Below are 24,613 nucleotides of genomic sequence, written 5' to 3'. Positions count from 1 at the left end.
GCACATCATTCAAGAGGACAAGGTCGAGGTGGAACTGTTTGGGCGCCCGGATTTGAATGGGGAGGCATGCAAGGAAATCAATATAAATTTGACCAATACCGTCCGGGTTGGGGAAAACCCATTCAAAAAGTATTCGAAGATACTGGAGTCGATATTTTCTTTCAAGGACATGATCATTTATATGCAAAAGAGCAACTAAACGGAGTTGTATATCAAGAAGTTCCTATGCCAAGTGATGCCACTTATACCTATGGATTTACCTCTAATGGTGATGCATATACCGATGTAACTTTAGATGGCACTGGTCATGTTAAAGTAAATGTCACTCCGGATTGTGTAACAGTAGATTATGTAAAATCATATATTCCAGGAACTACAGGTTCTGCAGGACATACAAATGGAGAAATTGGCCATTCCTATTCTATTGGAACTTGTGCTTTAAATTCTAATCAAGTTAGCACTACAAAACCTGAAGTTGTAGTCTATCCAAACCCAGCAAGTAACTTGTTAACCATTAATTTTACAGATAATTCTACCAATCATAAATACGAATTAACTAATTTATTAGGTCAATCTGTTCTTCAATTTGAAATGAATGAAATAGACACTTCTAAAATTGCAGATGGAATCTACTTTTTAAAAAGTGACCAAAATAACAATTGGACAAAAAAAATAATCATTAAGCACTAAACCGATATAATATGAAAAAGAACTATTTAATAATAGTAACCATAATATTTACTTGTAACCTAATCGCTCAAACGGTTTCAAGACAAGAGGTTTTAGGAAAACCAAGAGATACGGGGATTGCCCTTAAAATGTTTTTTTCAACCCCAGCAGAAATGGCAGTTCAATTTGGAACAACTAGTGGTAATTTAACATCTCAAACTCCATGGCAAACTTTTGCTGCTAATGCACCTGCAGAAATTACCATTAACGGACTTCAACCGGATACTAAATATTATTACAGAGTGATTCATAGAAATCCGGGTGATATTAATTTTACCACACGAGGAGAGCATTTTTTTCATACTCAAAGACAACTTGGTAGTGCTTTTACTTTTGTAGTTCAGGCCGATCCTCACATGGATGCTTCTACCAATGTAGCTTTATATCAAAGATGTTTACAAAATCAATTGGAAGACAATCCCGATTTTATGATTGATTTAGGGGATTTTTTAATGACAGATAAATTAAAAAATCTTACCACAAATACCATTCCTCATGACACAATTCCGTACCGATGCAATTTACTTCGCTCTAATTATGAAACTATTTGTCACTCGGTTCCTTTATTTATTGCTTTAGGAAACCATGAAGGTGAAGCAGGTTGGAATTTAACCGGAACAGCTGATAATATTGCTATTTGGAATACCCAAGAACGCAACAAGTACTTTTTAAATCCAGGACCTGATGGTTTTTATTCTGGTGACACTACCCAACAAAATTTTGTAGGACCTAACAATACTCCTGGGCAAAGAAATGCCTATTATTCTTGGACTTGGGGAGATGCTTTATTTATCGTAATCGATCCCTATTGGTACACCAATCCTAAACCTAATGCAACTGCAAATACCGGTTGGAATTGGTCTCTTGGACTAACTCAATACAATTGGCTTAGAACCACTTTAGAAAGCAGCAATGCCAAATTCAAATTTATTTTTGCACATCAAATTGTTGGTGGTGACCCAGAAGGACGAGGCGGAACAGAATTTGCTGATAAATACGAATGGGGAGGAATGAATTATGATGGAGTTACCCCAGGATTCGCAACTTATAGACCCGGATGGTATAAACCAATTAAAGATTTACTAACCGAAAATCATGTTAATATCTTTTTTCATGGGCATGATCATTTATTTGTTAAACAAGATAAAGATTGTTTAGTTTATCAAGAAACACCGCAACCAAGTTTACCTAATTTTAATTATCCTTCTCAAGCGGCAACTTATGGCTACTTAGCAGGACAAATTGTAGGGAATTCAGGGCATTTAAGAGTTACCGTTACCGGAACAGGACTTCAAGTAGATTATGTGCGGGCTTATCTAACATCGCAAGAAAGCGCTACGCGCCACAATAAAGATATTTCAGCAACCTATTCAATTGGGTTAACAAATTGCTATAATCTTAGTACGAATTCGGCTGTGATTTGGAATAGCAACTATGCAGATGAAATCACTTATCCCAATCCATTTTCAAAAGAAACCACCATTTCATTTACATTAAATAAAGCCCAAAACATTTCAATAATTATTTATAATGAATTAGGACAAGAAATAAAAAATTTAATTCCAGGAAACTTTGTGAATGAAGGTAAATTCCAAGTGGTATGGGATGGAACAAGCAACTCCGGAAGTGAAGTTAATAATGGTATTTATTTTTTCAAAATTTCAGGTGAAAACCGAGAAATAAAATCTGGTAAAATGATATTAAAAAGATAAACTATTTAGTTTAACTTCATTGCACAAGTATTTTATTAAAAAAACATCTAATAATTAAATAACATAAATTATGAAAAAAATAGTCGCATTTTGTTTATTGCTTTTTAGCATTTCAATGACATCACATACACCTAATTATGAAAATCAAGTTCTTAGACATTGGTATATCCAAAAAGAGAATAAACATATTGAGGGATCATTTCATAAATATAAAAATGGCATGGTATCTATTGAAGACGAACACAACAATTTAATTGATGTGCCTTTAAAATATCTATCTTCAGCAGATCAAACTTATGTTCAAAAAAGAGAAAATGCAATTATTAATTTAAATACGCATTACTCGAGCCAAATAACCAAAAATAATTCCGTTTTCTTATCAAATAAAGCAATAACACTGATTCTGATATTTATTTTAATTGGAATTTGTGTTTATTTCTTTTCAAATAATCAAAATCGAAAATACTTAATTCCTCTATTTTTTGCAGGAAGCCTACTGACATTATTCGGATTTGGAAAAAAATTACTTACCACAACCGATCCGAACTTTGTAAATTCAGCATTTATTCCTTTTATTCCAAATGTGCATACCTCTTGGGATAACACCTATTTTTATGTTGAAAGTAAAGGAATTCCAAACCACACCATGATGGTTGGAATATCAAATCATGGTTGGCAACAGCAAGTACCTAATCCGCAATGTTATATTGGAACAAATCATTGGAGTATTCCATTAAATCCAGTCATTGCTGCTACCCCAACTCTTATTGACAATGTACATTTTACAAGAGGTGCAATTGGTATTGCAGCAAATGGAGTTCCTATTTTTAATTATCATACTAATACAGGAGTAGATTCGTATTTGGATGGTCAATTAGATACTTACGGAGGTCATTGCGGCCGAGGAGATGATTATCATTATCACATCGCACCAACACATTTATACACTTTAGGTCAAACTACAACTAATCTTCCATGTGCTTTTTCTTTTGATGGATTTGCAGTATACGGAAGCGTAGAACCAGATGGAACTCCAATGACAACTCTTGATAGCAATCACGGACACTACGGAACTAACGGAGTATACCATTACCACGGAACTGCCACCGCTCCTTATATGATTGGAAGTTTTGTAGGGCAAGTTACTGAAGATGCTACCTACCAACTAATTCCGCAAGCTGCTGCCCATCCTGTAAGAAATGAAAACTGGACTCCACTTGTTGGAGCATTGATAACATCTTGTGTTGCTAATGCAAATAATAACGGATACAACCTTTCCTATACTTTAAATGGAACACCGGGTTATGCAACTAACTTTAGTTGGAGTGGCGCTACATATACATTTAATTATGTTACTCCAACTGGAACTACCACTACTAATTATAATGGTTTTACCCAATGTACCGTTCCATTGGCTGCTACCGTTTTTGCCTTAGATAATGCAATTACTATTTATCCAAACCCAGCAAAAGAGTTACTTCAAATTAATTTAGGCACTACTCTTACGGATAGTGATATTCAAAATATTGCTATTTATGGAATAAAAGGTGAACTATTGCTAAAAACAAATAGTTTTAAACCTTCAATAGATATCAAAAATTTAGCTCCAGGAACTTACTTTGTTAAGTTTCAAATCAATGAAGCTCAAATTACTAAAAAATTATTAGTTAAATAAAATGAAGAAACTAGCACTTTTATTTATCTCTACTATTTCTTTTTCGCAAAGTATTTCCAAAACAATAAACTTGTTACCTGATACCGGGCAAACAACAAGTTACACTACAACATTTGGCGAAGACCATGATTATAATATAAACACACCATCCTATTCTAATAATGGTAACGGAACAATTACAGATAATGTTACCGGATTGATGTGGCAACAAGCAGATGGTGGCGAAATGATATATGAAAATGCTGCTCCCTATTGTGATGCCTTAAATTTTGCCGGTTATACCGATTGGAGATTGCCATCACCTATTGAAGGATTTACTTTGATGAATCTTCAAAATAACAATCCAGCAATGAATTCAACTTTCTTTACAACAAGCACTGCAGAATATTGGTGGACTAACACCGTTCAGGTTGGAGATAATACGAAAGTTTGGTGTACGAATGCAGGAGGAGGAATTGGAAACAAACCAAAATCAGAGACAATTAGCGCCGGTGGAACATTTAAGTACCATACCCGTTGTGTGAGAGATATTGCAACTCCTTCATCACTCCCGAATCATTTTACCGATAATGGAAATGGCACAATTACAGACAATTTAACCCAACTGGTTTGGCAAAAAATTCCAAGTACAACAACTTACACTTGGGAGCAAGCTTTAACCTATGCGGAAGGATTAAATTTAGCCGGAAATACAGATTGGCGCCTTCCAAACATCAAAGAATTACAATCACTTAATGATGAAAGTGTCTCTAATCCTTCTGTAAATTCGGTTTATTTTAATGCGTTAGGAGTTCATAATTATTGGTCATCCACTACTTTAAAACCAAACACAACCAATCCTTCAAGTGCTTGGTATTGGAATACGCAGCTAGGAATAACAACTTACGATCTTAAAACTAATTCAAATTATGTACTGTGCGTAAGAGGAATTCCTACTTTAAGTAATAACGATTATCAAACTGATAATAAAGTTTTTGTAATCTCAAATCCGTTTACTTCAAATATTAAGTTGCTAAACACTAGCGGAAATGAATCATATGAATTATTTGACGCAAATGGGAAATTAATTTACAGCGGAAAAAATATTGAAAAACAGGATTTTTCTGCAATTTCAAATGGATTTTATTATTTGACAATTCAAGATATTATATCAATTCAAATAAAATTAATCAAAATCTAATTTACCCCAGCCACCCTTCTCGGTCCAAACTTCGGTATTGTATAGCTTCTGCTATGTGCATAGACTCTACATTTTCCGATTCTTCTAAATCGGCTATGGTTCGAGACACTTTTAAAATTCGATCATAAGCTCTTGCCGAAAGGTTTAATTTTTCCATGGCATTTTTCAACAATTCAAGTGATTCAGGTTTGAGTTCACAATATTCCCGAACTAATTTCGAACCCATTTGGGCATTATAATGAACATTTTCCAATGCTTCAAATCGAACGGTTTGAATCTCTCTTGCCTTAGTAACACGTTTTCTAATTTCTACACTACTTTCTGCTTTTCGAGTTTCTGTTAGTTTTTCAAATGGCACCGGAGTCACTTCAACATGAATATCGATGCGATCTAATAGTGGTCCCGATATTTTACTCAAATACCGTTGCATTTCCATTTGCGAGGAACTAACAGGGGCATCGGGATCATTAAAATATCCACTCGGACTCGGATTCATACTCGCTACCAACATAAATGAAGACGGATACGTAATTGTGAATTTTGCTCTTGAAATAGTAACCTCTCTATCTTCCAGTGGTTGCCGCATGACTTCCAATACTTCCCGTTTAAACTCGGGTAATTCATCTAAAAACAATACCCCATTATGGGATAACGATATTTCTCCCGGTTGCGGATAACTCCCCCCTCCGACTAATGAAACACTGCTTGCCGTGTGATGGGGACTCCGAAAAGGCCTTTGACTCATTAATCCCGCATCTTTAATTTTACCCGCAACCGAATGTATTTTGGTGGTTTCTAATGCCTCCTTCAAAGTCATGGGCGGTAGTATACTTGGAAGTCTTTTGGCTAACATGGTCTTACCTGATCCTGGAGGCCCAATCAAAATTATATTATGTCCTCCGGCTGCAGCAATTTCCATGCATCGCTTTATGGATTCTTGACCTTTGACATCAGAGAAATCGAATTCTGGAAAATCTAATGTTTTATAAAACTCTTCTCGAGTATTGATAACCGTAGGATCAATAGTTCCATTACCTTCAAAAAAATCAATAACCTGAGTAACATTTTCAATTCCATATACATCCAATCCGTCAACAATAGCCGCTTCTTTTACATTTTGAATGGGAAGAAAAAAACCTTTAAATCCTTCTTCTCTTGCTTTTATTGCTATCGATAATGCTCCTTTTATGGGCTGCAAACCACCATCCAAAGACAATTCACCCATAATGATGTATTTATCTACTTCTTCAGCTTTAATTTGACCGGATGCAACTAAAATGCCAATCGCCAAAGTCAAATCATAAGCAGAACCTTCTTTTCGCAAATCGGCTGGAGCCATGTTAATAGTAATTTTCTTACCAGGAAGTTGATAGCCGTTATTCTTTAATGCAGCTGCTATTCGGTAACTGCTTTCTTTAATGGCATTATCGGGAAGCCCTACCAAGTGGTACCCTACTCCTTTATCAATATTGACTTCTACTGTAATCTTAGACGCCTCTACCCCAAACACCGCACTTCCATAGACTTTTACCAACATAATTATTTCCTATTAATTGACTAGTCTATTAAATATACGAAAAAGAAATCAAACACATTAAGTAAAACAAAATATACTTTTAGTAAATTTTATTTGTCTATATGTAAAATAAACTTTACTTTTGAATTGTAATTTTAAATATAATTTATGAAAACTCACTTTTTATTTCCTAATCAATTTAAAACAATTGGTTGGATTTTATTTATTCCAAGCTTTATTGCAGGAACATTCTTACTATTTTCTGATTTTGATTTTGACAGGAATTATGAGATACAAGTTTTTGCATTTTTGAATGACACCATTTTATCTGATATTAAGTATTGTACAATTATTAAAAATGGAATATTAGACGAGTTTTTAGTTATTTCAATAATTACAGGCGCAGTATTCATTGGATTTTCTAAAACTAAAAATGAAGATGAATTTATTTCAAAAATTAGATACGAAAGTCTAGTTTGGGCAACTTATTTAAATCTAGGATTAATGATATTGAGCACTTTATTCATTTATGGTTTTTCTTATTTTAATGTTTTGATTATAAATATATTTGCGATGCTTATTTTCTTTATTATTCGCTTTCATTTTATGATATTCAAACTAAACAAATCTTTTAGCGATGACGAATAATTTAAAAGTGCTTAGAGCTATAAAAACCATTTCTCAAGAAGAATTGGCTAAACAAATTCAGGTTAGTCGCCAAACAATAAATGCAATGGAAAAAGGAAAATACGTTCCATCTACGGTATTAGCTTTAAAATTGGCTGGTTATTTTAAAGTTTCGGTTGAAGAAATTTTTAAATTAGAAAATGAAGACTAAAAAAATCCCATTATTACTAATGGGATTTTTTTATTTATTTTTTGAAATTCGCAATTCCTTGATTCAACCAATCCTCAAACAATTGTGCATCGGGATCGTAGCTAGTGGTTGGAGTTATCGAATTCAAGTTATTACCATCTAAATCAACCAAAACATACAAAGGCTGTGTATTGGTTTTATATTTTGTAATCATGAAGTCGGTCCATTTATCTCCAATAGTTACAATTTCTGATCCAGTAGAAGGCGAAATATGTTGATCACTTTTAGGTAATTCGCGTTTGTCATCGGCAAACAAGGATATTAATACCACTTCATTTTTCAAGATTTGAGCAACCTGTTCGTCCGTCCAGACATTGTTTTCCATTTTTCTACAATTCACGCATGCATGACCCGTAAAATCTAAAAGTACTGGTTTGTTTACTTTTTTGGCGTAGGCCAACCCTTTTTCATAATCGGTAAAAAGAAGCAATCCATGTTTGTTGCGTTCGGCTCCATCCGGTAATTGATCAGATGAAAATTCAGCAGTTGTACCACCTACCCCATTCGGACTTTCACTATATTCTTCAGGAGGTGGAAATGCACTAATTAATTTTAATGGCTCACCAAACAATCCCGGAATCATATAAAATGTAAACGAAAGAACTAATAAGGCAAGCATTAATCTTCCAACTGAAATATGTGTTAATGGTGAATCATGCGGTAAAGTTATTTTTCCTAATAAATAAATTCCCCACGTTCCAAATATTGCTATCCATATTGCTAAAAAAGTTTCTCTTTCAAACCAATGCAATTGCAAAACCAAATCAGCATTTGATAAAAACTTGAAGGCTAATGCCAATTCTAAAAAACCAAGTGAAACCTTAACGGTGTTCAACCACCCTCCCGATTTTGGCAAGGAATTTAACCAACCTGGAAACATAGCAAACAACATAAAAGGAAGTGCCAATGCCGAAGAAAAACCAAGCATCCCAACAATTGGAGCGATTCCGCCACTCGAAGCAGCCTGAACTAAAAGCGTACCTACAATTGGTCCGGTGCAAGAAAAAGATACAATAGCTAAGGCCAAAGCCATAAATAAGATACCAATAATTCCGCCTCGATCAGCTTGTTGATCTACTTTGTTTGCCCAAGAATTAGGCAACATGATTTCAAATGCACCCAAGAAAGAAGTTGCAAAGAATACCAATAAAACGAAGAAAATCACATTAAACCATACATTCGTAGACAATGCATTTAAAGCATCTGCTCCAAAAATAGCGGTCACAGCCAGACCTAAAACAACATATATTCCAATAATTGAAATCCCATAAATAATCGCATTACGCTTTCCTTGCGCTGGAGTTTTACTTTGTTTGGTAAAGAAACTAACCGTCATCGGAATCATAGGAAAAACACAAGGTGTCAACAAAGCTGCAAATCCACCTATAAAGGCAAAGAAGAAAATAGACCACAATCCTTTTTTCTCTTCGTTTTTTGGTTCAACTTTTGGCGCCGTTTTAACCTCAGTTTGAGTTGCTGGTTTTTCTATTGCAGCTGAATCACTTTTTACTGTATTTGCAACAGCATCAGGAGTTTCTGCAATAGCTACTGTTGGAATTGCAAAGGTCAAATCTACATTATCATTAATACACTGGTTTTGACAAGCTTGAAAATCCAAATTAATAACAATTTTATCAGTTTTTGGATTGGTTATTTTAACCTTTTGAGTCAACGTGGCTTTGTTTTCAAAATAGTATTCATCAACTTCAAAATCTTTATTGAACTCTTTTTTGTACGGACTTTCTTTCGTTTTACCAATCAATTCAAAATTGCCTTTTTGATTTTTAATGGTTACCGTAATTGGTAATGGGCCGCCATCCGGAGTGAATTGAGAATACATGTGCCACCCTTGCTCAATGGTTGCATTCATAACCAAATTGAATTCGGTGTCCGAAATCTTTTCTGTTTTGGCTGTCCATTTAACAGGCTTTTTAATTTGTGAATTCACATTTACAAAAGCAAAAATAGCTAAGAGTAAAAAAAGTAATTTCTTCATTATTGTAATTTAATTTGTAATTTATTTTTGGTGTTTTTTGTAATTTTAAAACGATCATCTTGTCTTTTTCCAACAACCCAAACTATTTGATTATTAGAACATAAAATCCATTGATTTAATTTATCAATTAAAGAGTATTTCTCGTCTTTATAATATTTACTTAACTTCTTTTTTCCTTGCATTCCTATCGGATAAAAATAATCTCCCTCTTTCCATTTTCTAATAGTTAAAGGAAATTGCAAAGCATCTTCATCGACAAATATACAATCGGAATTGACATTTGTAATGTGAATCACGTTACAAAATGAAAATTTTATAGGTGTCTCAAACCCCTCTCCAATTTCATATTCCTGAGTATCCTTATCTTCTCTTGGTGAAACAATTAAATAATCTCGATCTTTTAAAACCATGAAACTATCCGAAAACACCTGTTTACCAGATTGTGCTGTGACTAATTCATAAATATCATTCCATGCCGTAAACTCGAAATCCTTCAGCCACTGAAACAAATAAGCCTTAAAATTAGAATGTTTAAGCAATTCATTAATATTGATTTTTAGCTGATTACCTTCCTCTTGTATTACATTTTCATAAACCAAATTGGACGCATCCTCAACAAGCGATTGGGATTGATTTAAATTCTCCAATGTATTTTGAAAAGAAGAAAGTAAACCCGAATTGAGTTCCTTTAAAACAGGTACTACATTGTGTCGAATTTTATTTCGAAAATATTTGTCGGAAGCATTACTCGAATCTTCGCGCCATTTCAAATTGGTTTCCGAAGCATATTTTTCTATTTCTTCTCTTGAAAATGGCAACAAAGGACGGATGATTTTATCATTTTGTGCCGGAATTCCGGTTAAACCCTCTAATCCAGTACCACGCGTGAAATTAATTAAAAAGGTTTCTAGATTGTCATCTAAATGATGGGCAGTTAAAATATAATCAAAGTTTTTTTTAGCTAACTGACTGTAAAACCAATCGTAACGCAATTTTCTTGCCGCTAACTGAATGGACAATTTAGAATCCTCAGCAAATTTATTGGTGTCAAATTTTTGAATATGCACTGGAATAGATTTCGCTTCACAAAAACTCCTCACAAACTCTTCATCACCATCACTTTCTGTATTTCGAAGTGAAAAATTACAATGAAGCACTTCAATTTCATAATCCAATTGATGAAACAAATCTAGTAAAACCATGCTATCAATTCCTCCGCTTACAGCCAAAAACAAACGCTTTCCTTTCAAAAAAGGAAATTTGGAATCCAAGTGAACTGTTAATTTATCAAGCATCTTTCAAAAATACGGATTTATTTAACTTAAAACAGCAAACATTGCTTTTGCCTTTAACAAGCATTCTTCGTATTCTTTTTCGGGATCGGAAAGTGAGGTGATTGCACTCCCAACAGAAAATGAAACATATTGATTTTGAGCATTATATAGTATACTCCGAATCACCACATTAAAATCGAAGTCACCATTTGGAGTAAAATAACCTACAGCCCCGCTGTACAATCCCCTCTTGGTTTCTTCGAGTTTTTCAATAATATTCATAGCCGAAATCTTAGGCGCACCCGTCATACTTCCCATAGGAAAAGTCGTTCTAAGAATCTCAACTGGTGAAATTGTATTTTCCACTTGAGAAACTATAGTAGATATCATTTGATGAACCTGTTTAAAAGAATACATGCCACATAATTCCTCTACTTCTACCGAACCTTTACTAGCAGTTCTTGAGAGGTCATTTCGAACCAAGTCCACAATCATAATGTTCTCCGAACGCTCTTTTTCATTGAATTCTAAATCTGTTTTTGATTTTTTATCCAATTCAATTTCAGTATGTCTTCGGGAAGTTCCTTTAATGGGTTGTGAAATTATATTAGTAGCTGTTTTTTTCAAATAACGTTCAGGCGAAGCCGAAAGCAAGAATTGCGAATCATTTTTAAAATACACAGAAAAAGGAGCTTCCGAAATGGAATTTAATTTTTGATAGACATCCAATGGATTTATTACAGAATTATCTGCGAAAAATTCCATGCAAAAATTAGCTTCATAAATATCACCACGCTGAATATGCTCCAGCATTTTTTCAACTTTAACTACATATTCTTCTTTTGAAATTCGTGGCTGAATTACAACTTCCGAAGTAAGATTTGTGTAAACAGCACTCTGAATAATCTCTTCAAAATCACTTTCCATTTCATCATCACAAAAACGCAAATAATGCATTTCTAGTTGATTTCCTTTTAGAAGAAAAAGTTTTTTGGGTTGAAAAAAATACAAATCCGGAAATTCCAATCCGTCAAAATTTGCTGAATGCAAATCTTCAGTATCATTTTTCAAGTCATACGACAAATACCCAAAAAGCCAATCTTTTGTTTGCTCTTGGTATTGATGTAAATCTTCAAAGGCATTGATGTAATCCGTTTTTATTGAAGTAAATGCATCCACAGCCAAAACACAATCAAAACTTGAATATTTTTGAGGATAGGAATTGGAATCCAAAAAAGCCACTTCCCTAGCGGAATTGGACCACTGCAAAAGGTACTTTTTAAATTGTGTTGGGTTTTCTATAAACTTGGAAAGCTGCGTTCTCAAAAGATTGATTTATTTTTCAAATTTACAATAAATGAAGTTTTTAGAAACAAAAAAACCTTGAATTTCTTCAAGGTTTTTTATTAAGGGTGGCTGACCGGGTTCGAACCGGCGACCCGCGGCACCACAAACCGCTACTCTAACCAGCTGAGCTACAACCACCATTTTTGACGAGTGCAAATATATTGTAAAAGTTTTCGTTATACAAAGAAAAAAAGAAAAAATTACTTCAAATCACTTAAACTATTGACAGCCAAATATCTTTCTACTGTAAATCCTTCTCCGTGGGCTACACCAATGATTCTACCAAGATCTTGAGCGCGATATTTAACGCTGTCAAGGAAGTTTTTTGAACTAATTGGAGATTCTGGTTCTTTTGAATTTGGATCATAAAATTGAGAGCTGTAGGCCAAAATAGATTCCATTTTTACATCTATAAAACCAGAAATATCTACTACAAAATCAGGCTGAAGATTCTCCCATTGAATATAATGATAAACTACTTTAGGGCGCCATGCTTGTTGGGATTCACCATTTAGTGTTGTTTCAATTTTTCTCAAACCCGATAAAAAACAAGCATCAGAAACCAATTTACTTCCCTTACCGTGGTCAATATGGCGATCCTGAATAGCATTGCACAATACAATTTCGGGTTGGTATTTTCGAATCATTTCAATGATTTTTAGCTGATGTGCTTCATCATTAATAAAAAATCCATCACGCATGTCAAGATTTTCTCGAACAGCTACTCCTAAAATTTGAGTTGCTTTTTCTGATTCCGAATTTCGAATTGCAACCGAACCACGCGTACCTAATTCACCTCGAGTTAAATCAATAATCCCGACTTTTTTACCAAGGCTAATTTCCTTGGCAATAGTACCACTACATCCTAATTCCACATCATCGGGATGGGCTCCAAAAGCTAAAATATCTAATTTCATATGCTCTAATTTAATGCTAATTTAGTCAATCCTAAATTAATGCAAGATACTTTTTAATGTTTGCGACTTGTTTACCGTTTCAATAAATTCTTTTTCGGGTTGGCTTCCGCTATTAATTCCGCAACCAACAAATAAAGATGCAGTAACATTTTGCGAATTAATTTCCATTTTCATACAGCGTAAATTCACATATAAATCAAAATTTCCATCTTGATTCCATTCTCCTAAATAACCAGCATAGTATTCCCTATTATACCCTTCGTTGTTCAGAATAAATGCTTTGGCCAAGTCTTTTGGGAAACCACAAACAGCAGGAGTTGGATGCAATAATTCAATGCAATTTGATGCTTTTATTTCTGAGTCAAACTTAGCTTGAATGTCGGTTTTGATATGTACAATTGCTCCTGCTTGAAAAGTATATGGATTTGAAACAACCACTTCTCCCCCAGCAGATTGCAATACATCAACGATATAATTAGTAACCGTTTGCTGTTCGTTTATTTCTTTTTCTGCCCAAACTACATTTTGATTATCCAAAGCCAATTGAGTCCCAGCTAATGCAACCGTATTAATTGTATTTCCTGATGATTTTATTAATTGCTCGGGGGTGGCTCCCATCCAAAAACCAATTTGAGGATGATAAAAACAATAACGAAATGAATTTGGGTATTTTACTATAAGTGATGAAAAAACTTTTTCAATTGAAAAATTTGGCAATTCAATTACTTCCTTTCTTGACAGAACGACTTTCTCAAAGGTATTGGAATTTATCTCTTCTAGTGCTTTATTTACAAGTGATTCAAATTTGTTTTTGGCATTTTCATCCCAATGCTTTTCTTTTAAAGAAGTAGAAAAATCGGTAAAATTTGAAATTGATTCGGTTGCTTGTTCCGATTCTTTTAGTGGAATTCCATATTTCTTTTCAGAATCAAAAGATACAAATGCAAAACCCGATTCAATTTGATCTAAAGAAAATAAAGTAGCATCTTTATGAAACAGTGCAATTAGTTGATCTGCATTGGGTTTACAATAGCAAACAAACGGTAATTTAGCATCAAAATGGTTTTGGATTTTTTGTAATAATTGACTCATTATCTACGAGATAATACCATATTAGTTAATTTACAAAGTGAAATTAACTTATCATTTTCATCAACAATTCTAATTTCCCAAAGGTGAATACTCGCACCTTTATGCAATATTCTAGCCGTTGCAGTAACCAATCCTTCGCGCTTACTTCTAACATGATTTGCAGAAATTTCGATACCACGAACTTCTTGTTTTTCGGGATTAATGAACATTAAAGAAGCAGCACTCCCAACACTTTCAGCCAATGCAACTGAAGCACCACCATGTAAAATCCCCATTGGTTGATGCACTCTAGGGTTAACCGGCATCGTTGCAACAAGAAAATCTTCACCAGCATCTACATATTCAATTTCTAAAGTTTGCATCAAGGTGTTATTTGACCACTCTTTGCATAATGTCAGCATTTGTTCTCTATCGAAAGCCATGTTATTTTTTTTGCAAAATTACTAATTTTATAGTCACAAACTAATATTGCTCTTTTTCCGTTATTAGAAGGCAGAATTGCTTTTTTATTTTTCAAATAATTGCCTACATTTACAAATTAGAAATTAAGATATGCGTAATTTACTTTTTATACTTCTTTCGGGAATAGCAATCACAATGTCTTCATGTAGAAATGATTTTGCTTTTGAACCAAGTACGGGCGGACTGGAATTCTCTAAAGACACCGTTTATTTAGATACAGTATTTACAAATATTGGATCAAGCACTTATACAATAAAAGTATTTAACAGAAGTGATAAAGACATTTCCATTCCGAAAATTCAATTGGGCAAAGGAGTAAATTCTAAATACCGAATTATGGTTGACGGAATGACTGGAGATGCAGGAGCTCAAGGTAAAATATTCAGTAATGTAGAACTTCTAGCTAAAGACAGTTTGTTTATTTTCGTAGAAGTTACCGCTGATGTTGCTAGCGCCAATCCAACCGATTTTTTATATACCGATCAAATTCAGTTTACAAATATTTCGGGCGCAGCTCAAAAAGTAGAATTAGTAACGCTAATCCAAGACGCTTATTTTATTTTCCCTCACCGAACTCAAAATGCCGACAATACCTTTACGTATGAAGGAATCAATTTAGGTAATGATGACACCAACCAACCTGTTACAATAACAGGAAGTACCCTAGACCACAACGACCCCATAAATCATGACGAATACAATTGGGGCAATGACAAACCTTATGTTATCTATGGGTATGCTTTAGTTCCAGATAACGAAACACTTAATGTGAGCAGTGGCGCTCGAGTTCATTTTCATGCCAATTCGGGTTTGATTATTGCCAAAAACGGTACACTTAGAATTAACGGATTACCATCAACTACAAATGATCCCGCCGATATAACGAAAGAAGTAATTTTTGAAGGCGATCGATTGGAACCTGATTTTTCAGATGTTCCTGGGCAATGGACTGCGATTATTAATTTTTCAACTTCCAATAATAATCTTATTGAACACTTGACGTTAAAGAACGCAACCGTTGGTATTTTGTCGAATAACTTGGCATTAACCACGGATAATTCAGTTACTAAAATGACCATAAAAAATTCGCAGATTTACAACTGTTCAAATTTTGGAATTTTAGGAAGATCGGCACAAATAACAGGAGATAATTTAGTTATCAATTACAGCGGACAAGCTAATCTAGCGGCAACCTATGGTGGAACTTATACTTTTACGAATTGCACCTTTAACAACAATTGGAGCAGCTCTAAACAAGCAGCAGTTTTATTGAATGATTATTTAGAAACAGATACCGCTTATTTGACAAAAACAACGACAACCAATTTAACTAATTGCATCGTATACGGTTCCAACAGTACTGAAATATCACTTGAGAAAAAAGGCGTTTCATTCACTACAAATTTTTCTAATTGCTTGTTTAAAGTTTACGATCAAAGTACGGCTTTGGCAAACAATCCTTTGTATGAAAGCATTCGTTTGGAGCAAAATGGAAACAAGAAAAACCTAAATCCAAAATTTAAAAATAGTGCTAAAAACCAAATGTGGCCAACTGAAAATTTATTTGCGGTAATTCCTCCTGCAAGCTCGAGTCCGTTTGACATCCTCAATAAACCTAGAAATGCTACCAATACCAATATTGGAGCGTATCAGTTTATAGCGAATTAATAGAAAGCCCTATCGGGCTTTTTTTTATTTTTAAATTGTCGAAAACCCGTTAAAAACTATTTACAACTCCTTTTGTAGCTTTTAATTTTTAAACTAAATTTGCATACACAACAAAAGTGCAATTTTTAATTTGCCACTTACAACACAACAATAAAATGATTCACTTTTTCGGAAACGAAAGCGCTGTTGTTTTTGCCGTTCAATCGAGTGAAAACCAACTTTCAGCAGAAACTATTTCTAAGTTAAATTGGCTTTTTGGTAACGCAATAAAAATAGAAAAATCCGTCGTTGCGGATTTTTTTGTAGGTCCAAGAGCAGCAATGGTTACACCTTGGAGTACAAATGCAGTTGAGATTACTCAAAATATGGGTATTTCTGGTATCATTCGAATTGAAGAATTTGAGAAAGTAACAGCAGGTTTCAACCAATTTGACCCAATGCTTTCGCAAAAATACTCGGAGTTAAACCAAGATTTATTTACAATAAATATTGAGCCCGAAGCTATTTTAGAAATTGAAGATATAGCACAATACAACCAACAAGAAGGTTTGGCATTAAGCGCTGAGGAAGTGGACTATTTAGAAAACCTTTCTAAAAAATTAAACCGAAAATTAACCGACTCAGAAGTATTTGGTTTTTCTCAGGTAAATTCAGAACATTGCCGTCACAAAATTTTCAATGGAACTTTTGTAATTGATGGCGTTGAAAAACCAAGTTCATTATTCAAGTTAATTAAGAAAACATCAGCGGAAAATCCGAATGATATTGTTTCTGCATATAAAGATAATGTTGCCTTTATTAAAGGTCCAAAAGTGGAGCAATTTGCACCAAAAAGCGCAGACCAACCCGATTATTACATCAAAAAAGAATTTGATTCGGTACTTTCCTTAAAAGCAGAAACTCATAATTTCCCAACTACTGTGGAGCCATTCAATGGAGCTGCAACCGGATCGGGAGGAGAAATTAGAGACCGTCTTGCAGGTGGTCAAGGATCATTGCCTCTTGCAGGAACTGCGGTATACATGACTGCTTATTCAAGATTACAAAAAGATAGAAATTGGGAAAACGGAATGGCCGAGAGAAAATGGTTGTACCAAACTCCAATGGACATATTAATTAAAGCATCCAATGGGGCTTCCGATTTTGGAAACAAATTTGGACAACCTTTAATTACCGGTTCGATTTTAACTTTCGAACACGAAGAAAACAATAGAAAATTAGGTTACGATAAAGTAATCATGCAAGCCGGTGGAATTGGTTATGGAAAAGCGGCTCAAGCACAAAAACACGAACCAAAATCAGGAGATAAAATTGTAATTCTTGGTGGAGAAAATTACCGAATTGGTATGGGTGGCGCAGCCGTTTCTTCAGCTGATACGGGTGCTTTTGGATCGGGTATTGAATTGAATGCAATTCAAAGATCAAATCCTGAAATGCAAAAAAGAGCAGCCAATGCTATTCGTGGATTGGTAGAAAGTGATGAAAATCCAATTGTATCCATTCACGATCACGGTGCAGGGGGACATTTAAATTGTTTGTCGGAACTGGTAGAAGCAACTGGTGGTTTGATTGATTTAGATAAATTACCTGTAGGTGACCCTACTTTATCTGCCAAAGAAATTATTGGAAATGAAAGTCAGGAACGAATGGGATTGGTTATTGGCCAAAAAGATATAGACACTCTACAACGAATAGCCGAAAGAGAGCGATCTCCAATGTATCAAGTGGGTGAAGTAACTGGAAACCATCGTTTTACTTTTGAAAGCAATAAAACAGGTGCTAAACCTATGGATTTTGCACTTGAAGATATGTTTGGCAGTTCGCCAAAAACCATTATGGCCGACAAAACGGTGGTTAGAAACTACAATGAATTAAGCTATATTCATGAAAACCTTCCAAATTATTTAGAGAATGTTTTAAAACTGGAAGCTGTTGCTTGCAAAGATTGGCTGACTAATAAAGTGGATCGTTGTGTAGGAGGAAAAGTAGCCAAACAACAATGCGCGGGTCCGTTACAACTTCCGTTAAATAATGTTGGAGTGATGGCGCTAGATTATAAAGGAAAAGAAGGTATTGCAACAACCATTGGCCATGCTCCTATTTCGGCACTAATTGATACAAAAGCAGGAAGTAGAAACGCCATTGGAGAAGCCTTAAGCAATATTGTATTTGCACCATTGAAGGACAATTTAAGCAGTGTTTCCCTTTCGGCAAATTGGATGTGGGCTTGTAAAAATGAAGGCGAAGATGCTCGTTTGTATGAAGCAGTAGAAGCTTGCTCAGAATTTGCAATTGAATTAGGAATCAATATTCCAACAGGAAAAGATTCACTTTCAATGAAACAAAAATATCCAAATGATGAAGTAATCGCTCCAGGAACTGTAATTATTTCTGCCGCAGGAAATTGTTCGAATATAACAAAAGTTGTTGAACCGGTATTGCAACGCAACGGTGGTTCTATCTACTATATTAATTTATCGCAAGATGAATTTAAATTAGGCGGAAGTTCGTTTGCCCAAACACAAAATAAAATTGGTGAAGCAACTCCAACAATTAAAGATGCTGCCTTTTTCAAAAAAGCATTTAATACAATTCAAAACCTTATTAAAGACAGACAAATTGTTGCTGGTCATGATATTGGTAGCGGTGGATTGATCACTACTTTATTAGAAATGTGTTTTGCAGATGTGAATTTGGGTGCAAAAATTGATTTCGATTCATTAAATGAAAAAGACATAATCAAATTATTATTTTCAGAAAATATTGGTGTGGTTCTTCAAGCGAAAGACGATGCTACATTTGAAAAAGCATTTGAAGGAATGGAAATTTTCAAAATTGGATCAGTTACTGAAAGTGCTATTTTAGAAATTGCAAGCTGGAAATTAGAAATAAATAACTACAGAAGAATTTGGTTTGAAACTTCTTATTTATTAGATCAAAAACAATCTAGAAACAACAAGGCAACTGAACGCTTTGAGAATTTCGACAAACAAGCATTAAACTATAAATTTCCTTCACATTTTACCGGGAAAGCTCCAATTATTCCAAATAATGCGCGTCCTAAGGCTGCGATAATCAGAGAAAAAGGAAGTAACAGTGAGAGAGAAATGGCAAATGCCATGTATTTGGCCGGATTTGATGTAAAAGATGTTCACATGACTGATTTAATTTCGGGAAGAGAAACCTTAGAAGACATTCAATTTATTGGAGCCGTTGGAGGATTCTCCAATTCGGATGTATTGGGTTCTGCCAAAGGTTGGGCTGGTGCCTTTTTATATAATGAAAAAGCAAAAACTGCTCTACAAAATTTCTATAAAAGAGAAGATACTTTATCGGTGGGTATTTGTAATGGATGCCAATTGTTTATGGAATTGGAATTAATCAATCCAGAACATGAAATTCATGGTAAAATGCACCATAATGATTCTCAAAAACACGAAAGTATATTTACTTCAGTAATAGTTCAAGAGAACAATTCGGTTATGTTATCAACTTTGGCCGGAAGCACTTTAGGAGTTTGGGTTTCTCATGGTGAAGGTAAATTTAAATTACCTTACGAAGAAAGCCAATACCATATCGTTGCCAAATACGGTTATGAGGGATATCCTGCAAACCCAAATGGATCGGATTACAACACAGCTATGCTGTGTGATAAAACGGGAAGACATTTAGTTATGATGCCACATATTGAGCGTTCTACTTTCCCATGGAACTGGGCGTATTATCCTACCGATAAAAAAGATGAAGTTTCACCTTGGATTGAAGCATTTGTAAATGCTCGATTATGGATTGACGAGGTAAATTCTAAGTAATTTATTCTTCGAAATTTTCGTCTTTAAAGCCAATTAAATAGAGTTTATTTTTGGCTCTAGTCATTGCGGTATACAACCAGCGAACGTAATCCCTATCAATTCCGTCGGGAAGATACGGCTGTTCAATAAAAACAGTATCCCACTGCCCTCCCTGGCTTTTATGGCAAGTAATGGCATAGGAAAATTTGACTTGCAAGCCATTAAAATATTCGTTGTTTTTTACTTTTTGAAACCTCGCATATTTTGAAGTCAAATGCTCATAATCTTTTTGAACTTCTTCATAAAGTGCATTCGATTGTTCGTAGGTTAATGAAGGAGATTCACTTTTTAGGGTATCTAAAATTAAAACCGTTTCAAACGGAATCTGATTTGGATAATCGACCATTCGAATCTTAACTTTTGCAAAATTAAATCCGTATAATTCTTTGAAACTGTAAATTTCTAATACTTCTATAATATCGCCGTTGGCAATAAAAACAGCTTCATCTTTTTCTTTTAACCACAAATAATTGTTCTTCCCCACCATCAAATACTCACCTACAGACAAATCACTTTCTTTATCAAGAATTTTAAGTCGGATTTGTTCGTTGTATTGATTGGCTCTTTTATTGGAACGGACAATAAATGCGGTATCTTCAATAGAATAATTACTATATGCCTGATTGATAGCATCTTGAATATCATATCCATCCGTTAAACGAATAATATCTTTGTACCCAGATAGTTTAAATTTAAAATCGGTAATAAAAGAATCTTTAAGCAATTCGCGTAATTCGGTTGCATTGTATAAAATCCCTGAATCCAATTCTTGACGCATTACTTCATCCAATTCAATTGAATCTACACGTTTGTCAAAACCAAGCTCTAAAGTATCTGTGTTTAAAGCGGGTGAAATATCTAAACTTACCGGAGGTAACTGCGCGCTATCGCCCAATAAAATCATTTTACAATTTTCACCACTGTACACATAGGATATCAAATCATCAAGTAGACTTCCATTTTCATACATTTTGCTTTCATTACTTTGGTCAGAAATCATGGAAGCTTCGTCAATAATGAATATGGTATTCTTGTGTTTATTTTGTTGCATGGTAAAGGCTACACCTCCTCCACTCGACTTTTTTGGATAATATATTTTTTTATGAATTGTAAATGCTGGCTTATTCGAATAATTTGCAATAACCTTGGCAGCTCTTCCCGTTGGGGCTAAAAGCACATATTTCTTATTAATTTCAATTAAATTATTTACAATTGTAGAAATAACCGTTGTTTTTCCGGTACCTGCATAACCCTTTAATACAAAAATAGAATCATTTGAAGGCGATTCTAAAAAGGCAGCAATTTTTTGAAAAAATAAATCCTGTTTAACCGTTGGATTAAATGGAAAATTACTGGTTAATATGGAATAAAAATTCTTCAAAGGCTTATTAAATAAACAAGTTGTAAAGATAGAGGATAAAAAGCCAAATTCAATAACCAAATACTATCAATTGAAAAATATTGATTTTTTCTTCGTAAGTTTGCTTATTCAAAAAAGAAATATGTCGAGCAGTATTATTGATAAAACGTACAAAAAATTAGCTGTCCAAGTTGCCTTAGACGGATTGTCATTTGGCGTTTTTGATACCTTGAATAATACACCTCTTCTATTAAAACAAGTTCCGTTTAACTCGATTCAACGAAGTGCGAAGATTGAAGACATCATGGAGGAGGTTTATGGTGACAATCCCGAATTGAAGCACCAGTATGATGAAATTGCTGTTATTCACAGTAATAATTTATCCACTTTTGTCCCAACGGCGCTATTTGATGAAGAATTCATTGGTAGTTACCTTCAATACAATACCAAAGTTTTTGAAACCGACTTTTTTACTTTTGATACACTAGAAAATTATGAGATGAACCATGTGTACATTCCGTATGTAAACATGAATAATTTTTTCATTGATCAATATGGATCCTTTGATTACAAACACGCCCATACAGTTTTGGTTTCTCGACTATTAGATTTATCAAAAAACAAAGAGGAACGCAAAATGTTTGTTCATATGAACGAAAGTCATTTTGAAATCATTGTGGTTCAAAATCAAAAATTACTCTTGTTCAACTCTTTTGAATATAAAACCCCTGAAGATTTTATCTACTATATTTTGTTTACGGCAGAGCAATTGCAACTTAATCCAGAAAACTTCAATTTAGAATTACTTGGAAACATTCAGGAGGATGATGTTTATTTTAAAATTGCCTATCAATACATTAGAAATGTTGCTTTACTAGATGTTTCAGAAAAAAAGAATACTTTTTCTGATGCTGAAAATAGATCATTTTTTATCCTTTTGAACTCGTGAGAATCATATCAGGGAAATACAAAGGCAGAAGAATCACCGCTCCAAAAAATCTTCCGGTTAGACCCACTACCGACATGAGTAAAGAGGCATTATTTAATATCTTAAATAATCATTTTAGTTTTTCAGAATTAAAAATCTTAGACTTATTTTCTGGGACTGGAAACATCAGTTACGAATTTGGATCCCGTGGTTGTGAGGACATTACATGCATTGACGGAGATATGGGCTGTGTGAATTTTATTAAAAAAACAGCCAAAGAATTCGACTTAAATATCACGGCAATAAAAAGTGATGTTTTTAAATTTTTAGAAAAACACAAATCCAGTTATGACATTATTTTTGCCGATCCTCCTTATGGAATGGAGCAAAAGGAATTCGAAAAACTAATTCTTCAAGTTTTTGAAAACGAATTACTTGACGAAGAAGGCATGTTAATTATTGAGCATTCTAAGCACACTAAACTGGATCATTTAGAACATTTTTCCTTTGAGAAAAATTACGGAGGTTCGGTATTTACCTTCTATGAATTTGATTTGGAGGAAGAAACTGAATAAAAAAGCAGACCTATAAGCCGGATTCTGTCACTGATAAATCAGCGCCTTATCATTTATCTAGGCTTGCAATTACTCACAAGCTCCATCTTTCTACCCTTCGACAACGGACGAGTAATCCTTAAATGCCGATATACTTGAAATTTCACCGCATAGAGTTTACCTGGTTTCACTACAGCATTACCTGTACCTGCTTTCTGTTGCACTTGTCCTAAGTTAATTTCTCAACCCGACGGGTGTTACCCGCTATGCTACTCTGTGGTGTCCGGACTTTCCTCTCTTCATAACTGAACAGCGATAAGGCGGTCTGCTCTGCAAAGATAGGTTATTAGATCTGAATATTATTCCAAAGAAAATTCTTTTCCATCTTCGGCAAGATGAACCGATGAAAATATCGTCTGAGCCTCTTCTTTAAAGAATTCAATACTACTGTATCTTGTAGAATAGTGTCCTAAAATAAGGTTTTTTACTTGGGCTTTACTTGCTATAGTTGCTGCTTGCTTTGCGGTAGAATGCATTGTTTTTTCGGACAAAGCTGCTTCACTTTCTAAAAAAGTACTTTCATGATACAAATAATCCGCATTTTGAATTACCGGAATAATGCTTTCATCGTATCGGGTATCACTGCAATAGGCATAGGATTTTACTGGCAAAGGGGGAAATGATAATTCAGAATTTGGGATAACTGTTCCATCTTCCAGAGTAATGTCTCCGCCAAATTTTATTTTGTTAAAATATACTTTATCAATGTTGTAGTTTTCTATTGTTTCAAAATTTAATTTTCTTTCACTATTTTTTTCTTGAAACAAAAAACCATTAGTGTATATACGATGACTTAACGGAATAGTTTTAACAATTACTTTATCGTCTTCAAAAACGGTAACCGATTCTTTTTCTGTCAATTCATGAAAATAAAGATTGTAACCCGAATACGAATCGGAAGCTCTTAATTGCAGCAGAATAATTTCTTTAATTCCTTTAGGTCCGTATATGTGCAAATCATTTTCGCGGTTTAACAACATAAAAGTAGATATTAAACCAATTAATCCATAAAAATGATCTCCATGTAAATGCGAAATAAAAATGTGATTGATTTTAGAAAACTTAATTTTGCTTTTACGCAATTGCACCTGAGTTCCTTCGGCACAATCAATTAAGAATACTCTATTTTTTATCTCTAAAACCTGTGAAGTTGGATTGGATAAAGTTCTGGGAGTGGCTGCATAACAACCTAATATAGTTAGTTTCATAAGATTAAAACATTGAAAAAGTTAGAACTAACTACCGATTATTTATTTTTCGTTTTTGTTATTTTCAATTTTACCCAAGCGAACAACTTGAACAATAACATAGACTAATAAGGCTACATTTACTCCAATTTTGAAAAAATCAAAATTCTGAGTTTTGAACCCTTTAATTATTCTACTTGTTAGCAAAAAAGTTAGGATAAATAAGAA

The 24,613-nt window shown here is 34.1% G+C and carries 19 protein-coding genes, 1 tRNA gene and 1 other RNA gene; 10 read left to right on the top strand and 11 right to left on the bottom strand.

Annotated elements, in window-relative coordinates; translation table 11 throughout:
- The 4 genes from ACKOWY_RS06210 to ACKOWY_RS06195 all read left to right on the top strand — a co-directional run.
- The coding region (locus tag ACKOWY_RS06210) for a T9SS type A sorting domain-containing protein (protein WP_408940573.1) at nt 1–690 on the top strand (690 nt) is incomplete at its 5' end.
- An 11-nt stretch (nt 691–701) separates the two neighbouring features.
- Nucleotides 702–2,441, top strand: a complete 1,740-nt coding sequence (locus ACKOWY_RS06205) for a FlgD immunoglobulin-like domain containing protein (protein ID WP_408940572.1) — start codon at nt 702–704, stop codon at nt 2,439–2,441.
- Between the two features lie 70 nt (nt 2,442–2,511).
- The gene (locus ACKOWY_RS06200; protein ID WP_408940571.1) at nt 2,512–4,116 is read left to right on the top strand and encodes a T9SS type A sorting domain-containing protein; all 1,605 of its coding nucleotides are present in this window, start codon (nt 2,512–2,514) and stop codon (nt 4,114–4,116) included.
- 1 nt (nt 4,117) lies between these two features.
- The gene (locus ACKOWY_RS06195; protein WP_408940570.1) at nt 4,118–5,296 is read left to right on the top strand and encodes a DUF1566 domain-containing protein; all 1,179 of its coding nucleotides are present in this window, start codon (nt 4,118–4,120) and stop codon (nt 5,294–5,296) included.
- Between the two features lies 1 nt (nt 5,297).
- Here ACKOWY_RS06195 and ACKOWY_RS06190 read toward each other — a convergent pair whose 3' ends face one another.
- Nucleotides 5,298–6,833, bottom strand: a complete 1,536-nt coding sequence (locus tag ACKOWY_RS06190) for a YifB family Mg chelatase-like AAA ATPase (protein ID WP_408940569.1) — start codon at nt 6,831–6,833, stop codon at nt 5,298–5,300.
- Between the two features lie 147 nt (nt 6,834–6,980).
- On the opposite strand from ACKOWY_RS06190, the gene ACKOWY_RS06185 reads away from it, so the two are divergent.
- Together ACKOWY_RS06185 and ACKOWY_RS06180 are read left to right on the top strand one after the other, a co-directional pair.
- Entirely contained in the window at nt 6,981–7,460 is a 480-nt protein-coding gene (locus ACKOWY_RS06185) for a hypothetical protein (protein ID WP_408940568.1), read from the top strand.
- Nucleotides 7,450–7,650, top strand: a complete 201-nt coding sequence (locus ACKOWY_RS06180) for a helix-turn-helix transcriptional regulator (protein ID WP_408940567.1) — start codon at nt 7,450–7,452, stop codon at nt 7,648–7,650. The genes ACKOWY_RS06185 and ACKOWY_RS06180 overlap by 11 nt, the downstream gene beginning before the upstream one ends.
- 34 nt (nt 7,651–7,684) lie before the next feature.
- Here ACKOWY_RS06180 and ACKOWY_RS06175 read toward each other — a convergent pair whose 3' ends face one another.
- From ACKOWY_RS06175 to ACKOWY_RS06145, 7 genes are all read right to left on the bottom strand, one after another.
- On the bottom strand, nt 7,685–9,685 hold the full coding sequence (locus ACKOWY_RS06175) for a cytochrome c biogenesis protein CcdA (RefSeq protein WP_408940566.1): 2,001 nt from the start codon (nt 9,683–9,685) through the stop codon (nt 7,685–7,687).
- Nucleotides 9,685–10,935, bottom strand: coding sequence for a tRNA lysidine(34) synthetase TilS (tilS, locus tag ACKOWY_RS06170; RefSeq protein ID WP_408940565.1), 1,251 nt, complete (start codon nt 10,933–10,935; stop codon nt 9,685–9,687). The genes ACKOWY_RS06175 and tilS overlap by 1 nt, the downstream gene beginning before the upstream one ends.
- Nucleotides 10,936–11,001: 66 nt before the next feature.
- Nucleotides 11,002–12,285: an anthranilate synthase component I family protein gene (locus tag ACKOWY_RS06165; protein ID WP_408940564.1), complete on the bottom strand. Its 1,284-nt coding sequence runs from the start codon at nt 12,283–12,285 to the stop codon at nt 11,002–11,004.
- Nucleotides 12,286–12,370: 85 nt separating this feature from the next.
- Nucleotides 12,371–12,444: transfer RNA gene (locus ACKOWY_RS06160), tRNA-His, on the bottom strand.
- Between the two features lie 62 nt (nt 12,445–12,506).
- Nucleotides 12,507–13,223 (bottom strand): bacillithiol biosynthesis deacetylase BshB1, encoded by a 717-nt coding sequence (gene bshB1 / locus ACKOWY_RS06155; protein ID WP_408940563.1) that lies wholly within the window; start codon nt 13,221–13,223, stop codon nt 12,507–12,509.
- A 36-nt stretch (nt 13,224–13,259) separates the two neighbouring features.
- Complete coding sequence (locus ACKOWY_RS06150; RefSeq protein ID WP_408940562.1) at nt 13,260–14,315, bottom strand: isochorismate synthase; 1,056 nt, start codon at nt 14,313–14,315, stop codon at nt 13,260–13,262.
- Entirely contained in the window at nt 14,315–14,737 is a 423-nt protein-coding gene (locus tag ACKOWY_RS06145; protein WP_408940561.1) for a hotdog fold thioesterase, read from the bottom strand. Before ACKOWY_RS06145 ends, ACKOWY_RS06150 begins: the two co-directional genes overlap by 1 nt.
- 130 nt (nt 14,738–14,867) lie before the next feature.
- On the opposite strand from ACKOWY_RS06145, the gene ACKOWY_RS06140 reads away from it, so the two are divergent.
- Nucleotides 14,868–16,445 (top strand): hypothetical protein, encoded by a 1,578-nt coding sequence (locus tag ACKOWY_RS06140; RefSeq protein WP_408940560.1) that lies wholly within the window; start codon nt 14,868–14,870, stop codon nt 16,443–16,445.
- 155 nt (nt 16,446–16,600) lie between these two features.
- Complete coding sequence (gene purL / locus ACKOWY_RS06135; RefSeq protein WP_408940559.1) at nt 16,601–20,257, top strand: phosphoribosylformylglycinamidine synthase; 3,657 nt, start codon at nt 16,601–16,603, stop codon at nt 20,255–20,257.
- A gap of 1 nt (nt 20,258) precedes the next feature.
- Here purL and ACKOWY_RS06130 read toward each other — a convergent pair whose 3' ends face one another.
- Nucleotides 20,259–21,677 carry an ATP-dependent RecD-like DNA helicase gene (locus ACKOWY_RS06130; protein ID WP_408940558.1) on the bottom strand — a complete coding sequence of 473 codons (1,419 nt, stop codon included), beginning with the start codon at nt 21,675–21,677 and terminating at the stop codon, nt 20,259–20,261.
- 70 nt (nt 21,678–21,747) lie between these two features.
- Between ACKOWY_RS06130 and ACKOWY_RS06125 the strand changes: the two genes are divergently transcribed.
- Nucleotides 21,748–22,605 (top strand): DUF3822 family protein, encoded by an 858-nt coding sequence (locus ACKOWY_RS06125; RefSeq protein ID WP_408940557.1) that lies wholly within the window; start codon nt 21,748–21,750, stop codon nt 22,603–22,605.
- Nucleotides 22,602–23,159 carry a 16S rRNA (guanine(966)-N(2))-methyltransferase RsmD gene (gene rsmD, locus ACKOWY_RS06120; protein WP_408940556.1) on the top strand — a complete coding sequence of 186 codons (558 nt, stop codon included), beginning with the start codon at nt 22,602–22,604 and terminating at the stop codon, nt 23,157–23,159. Before ACKOWY_RS06125 ends, rsmD begins: the two co-directional genes overlap by 4 nt.
- Here the strand turns inward: rsmD and rnpB are convergent.
- Both rnpB and ACKOWY_RS06110 read right to left on the bottom strand, forming a co-directional pair.
- An RNA gene (gene rnpB / locus ACKOWY_RS06115) (RNase P RNA component class A) lies at nt 23,157–23,470 on the bottom strand. The two genes, rsmD and rnpB, sit on opposite strands and share 3 nt — an antisense overlap.
- A gap of 27 nt (nt 23,471–23,497) precedes the next feature.
- Complete coding sequence (locus ACKOWY_RS06110) at nt 23,498–24,406, bottom strand: ribonuclease Z (protein ID WP_408940555.1); 909 nt, start codon at nt 24,404–24,406, stop codon at nt 23,498–23,500.
- Nucleotides 24,407–24,613: the final 207 nt, after the last annotated feature.

It is taken from the genome of Flavobacterium sp., assembly GCF_046073885.1.
Lineage (GTDB): Bacteria > Bacteroidota > Bacteroidia > Flavobacteriales > Flavobacteriaceae > Flavobacterium.
Note: the sequence above shows the minus strand (reverse complement) of the source record. Positions and strands in the feature narration are given on the sequence as shown.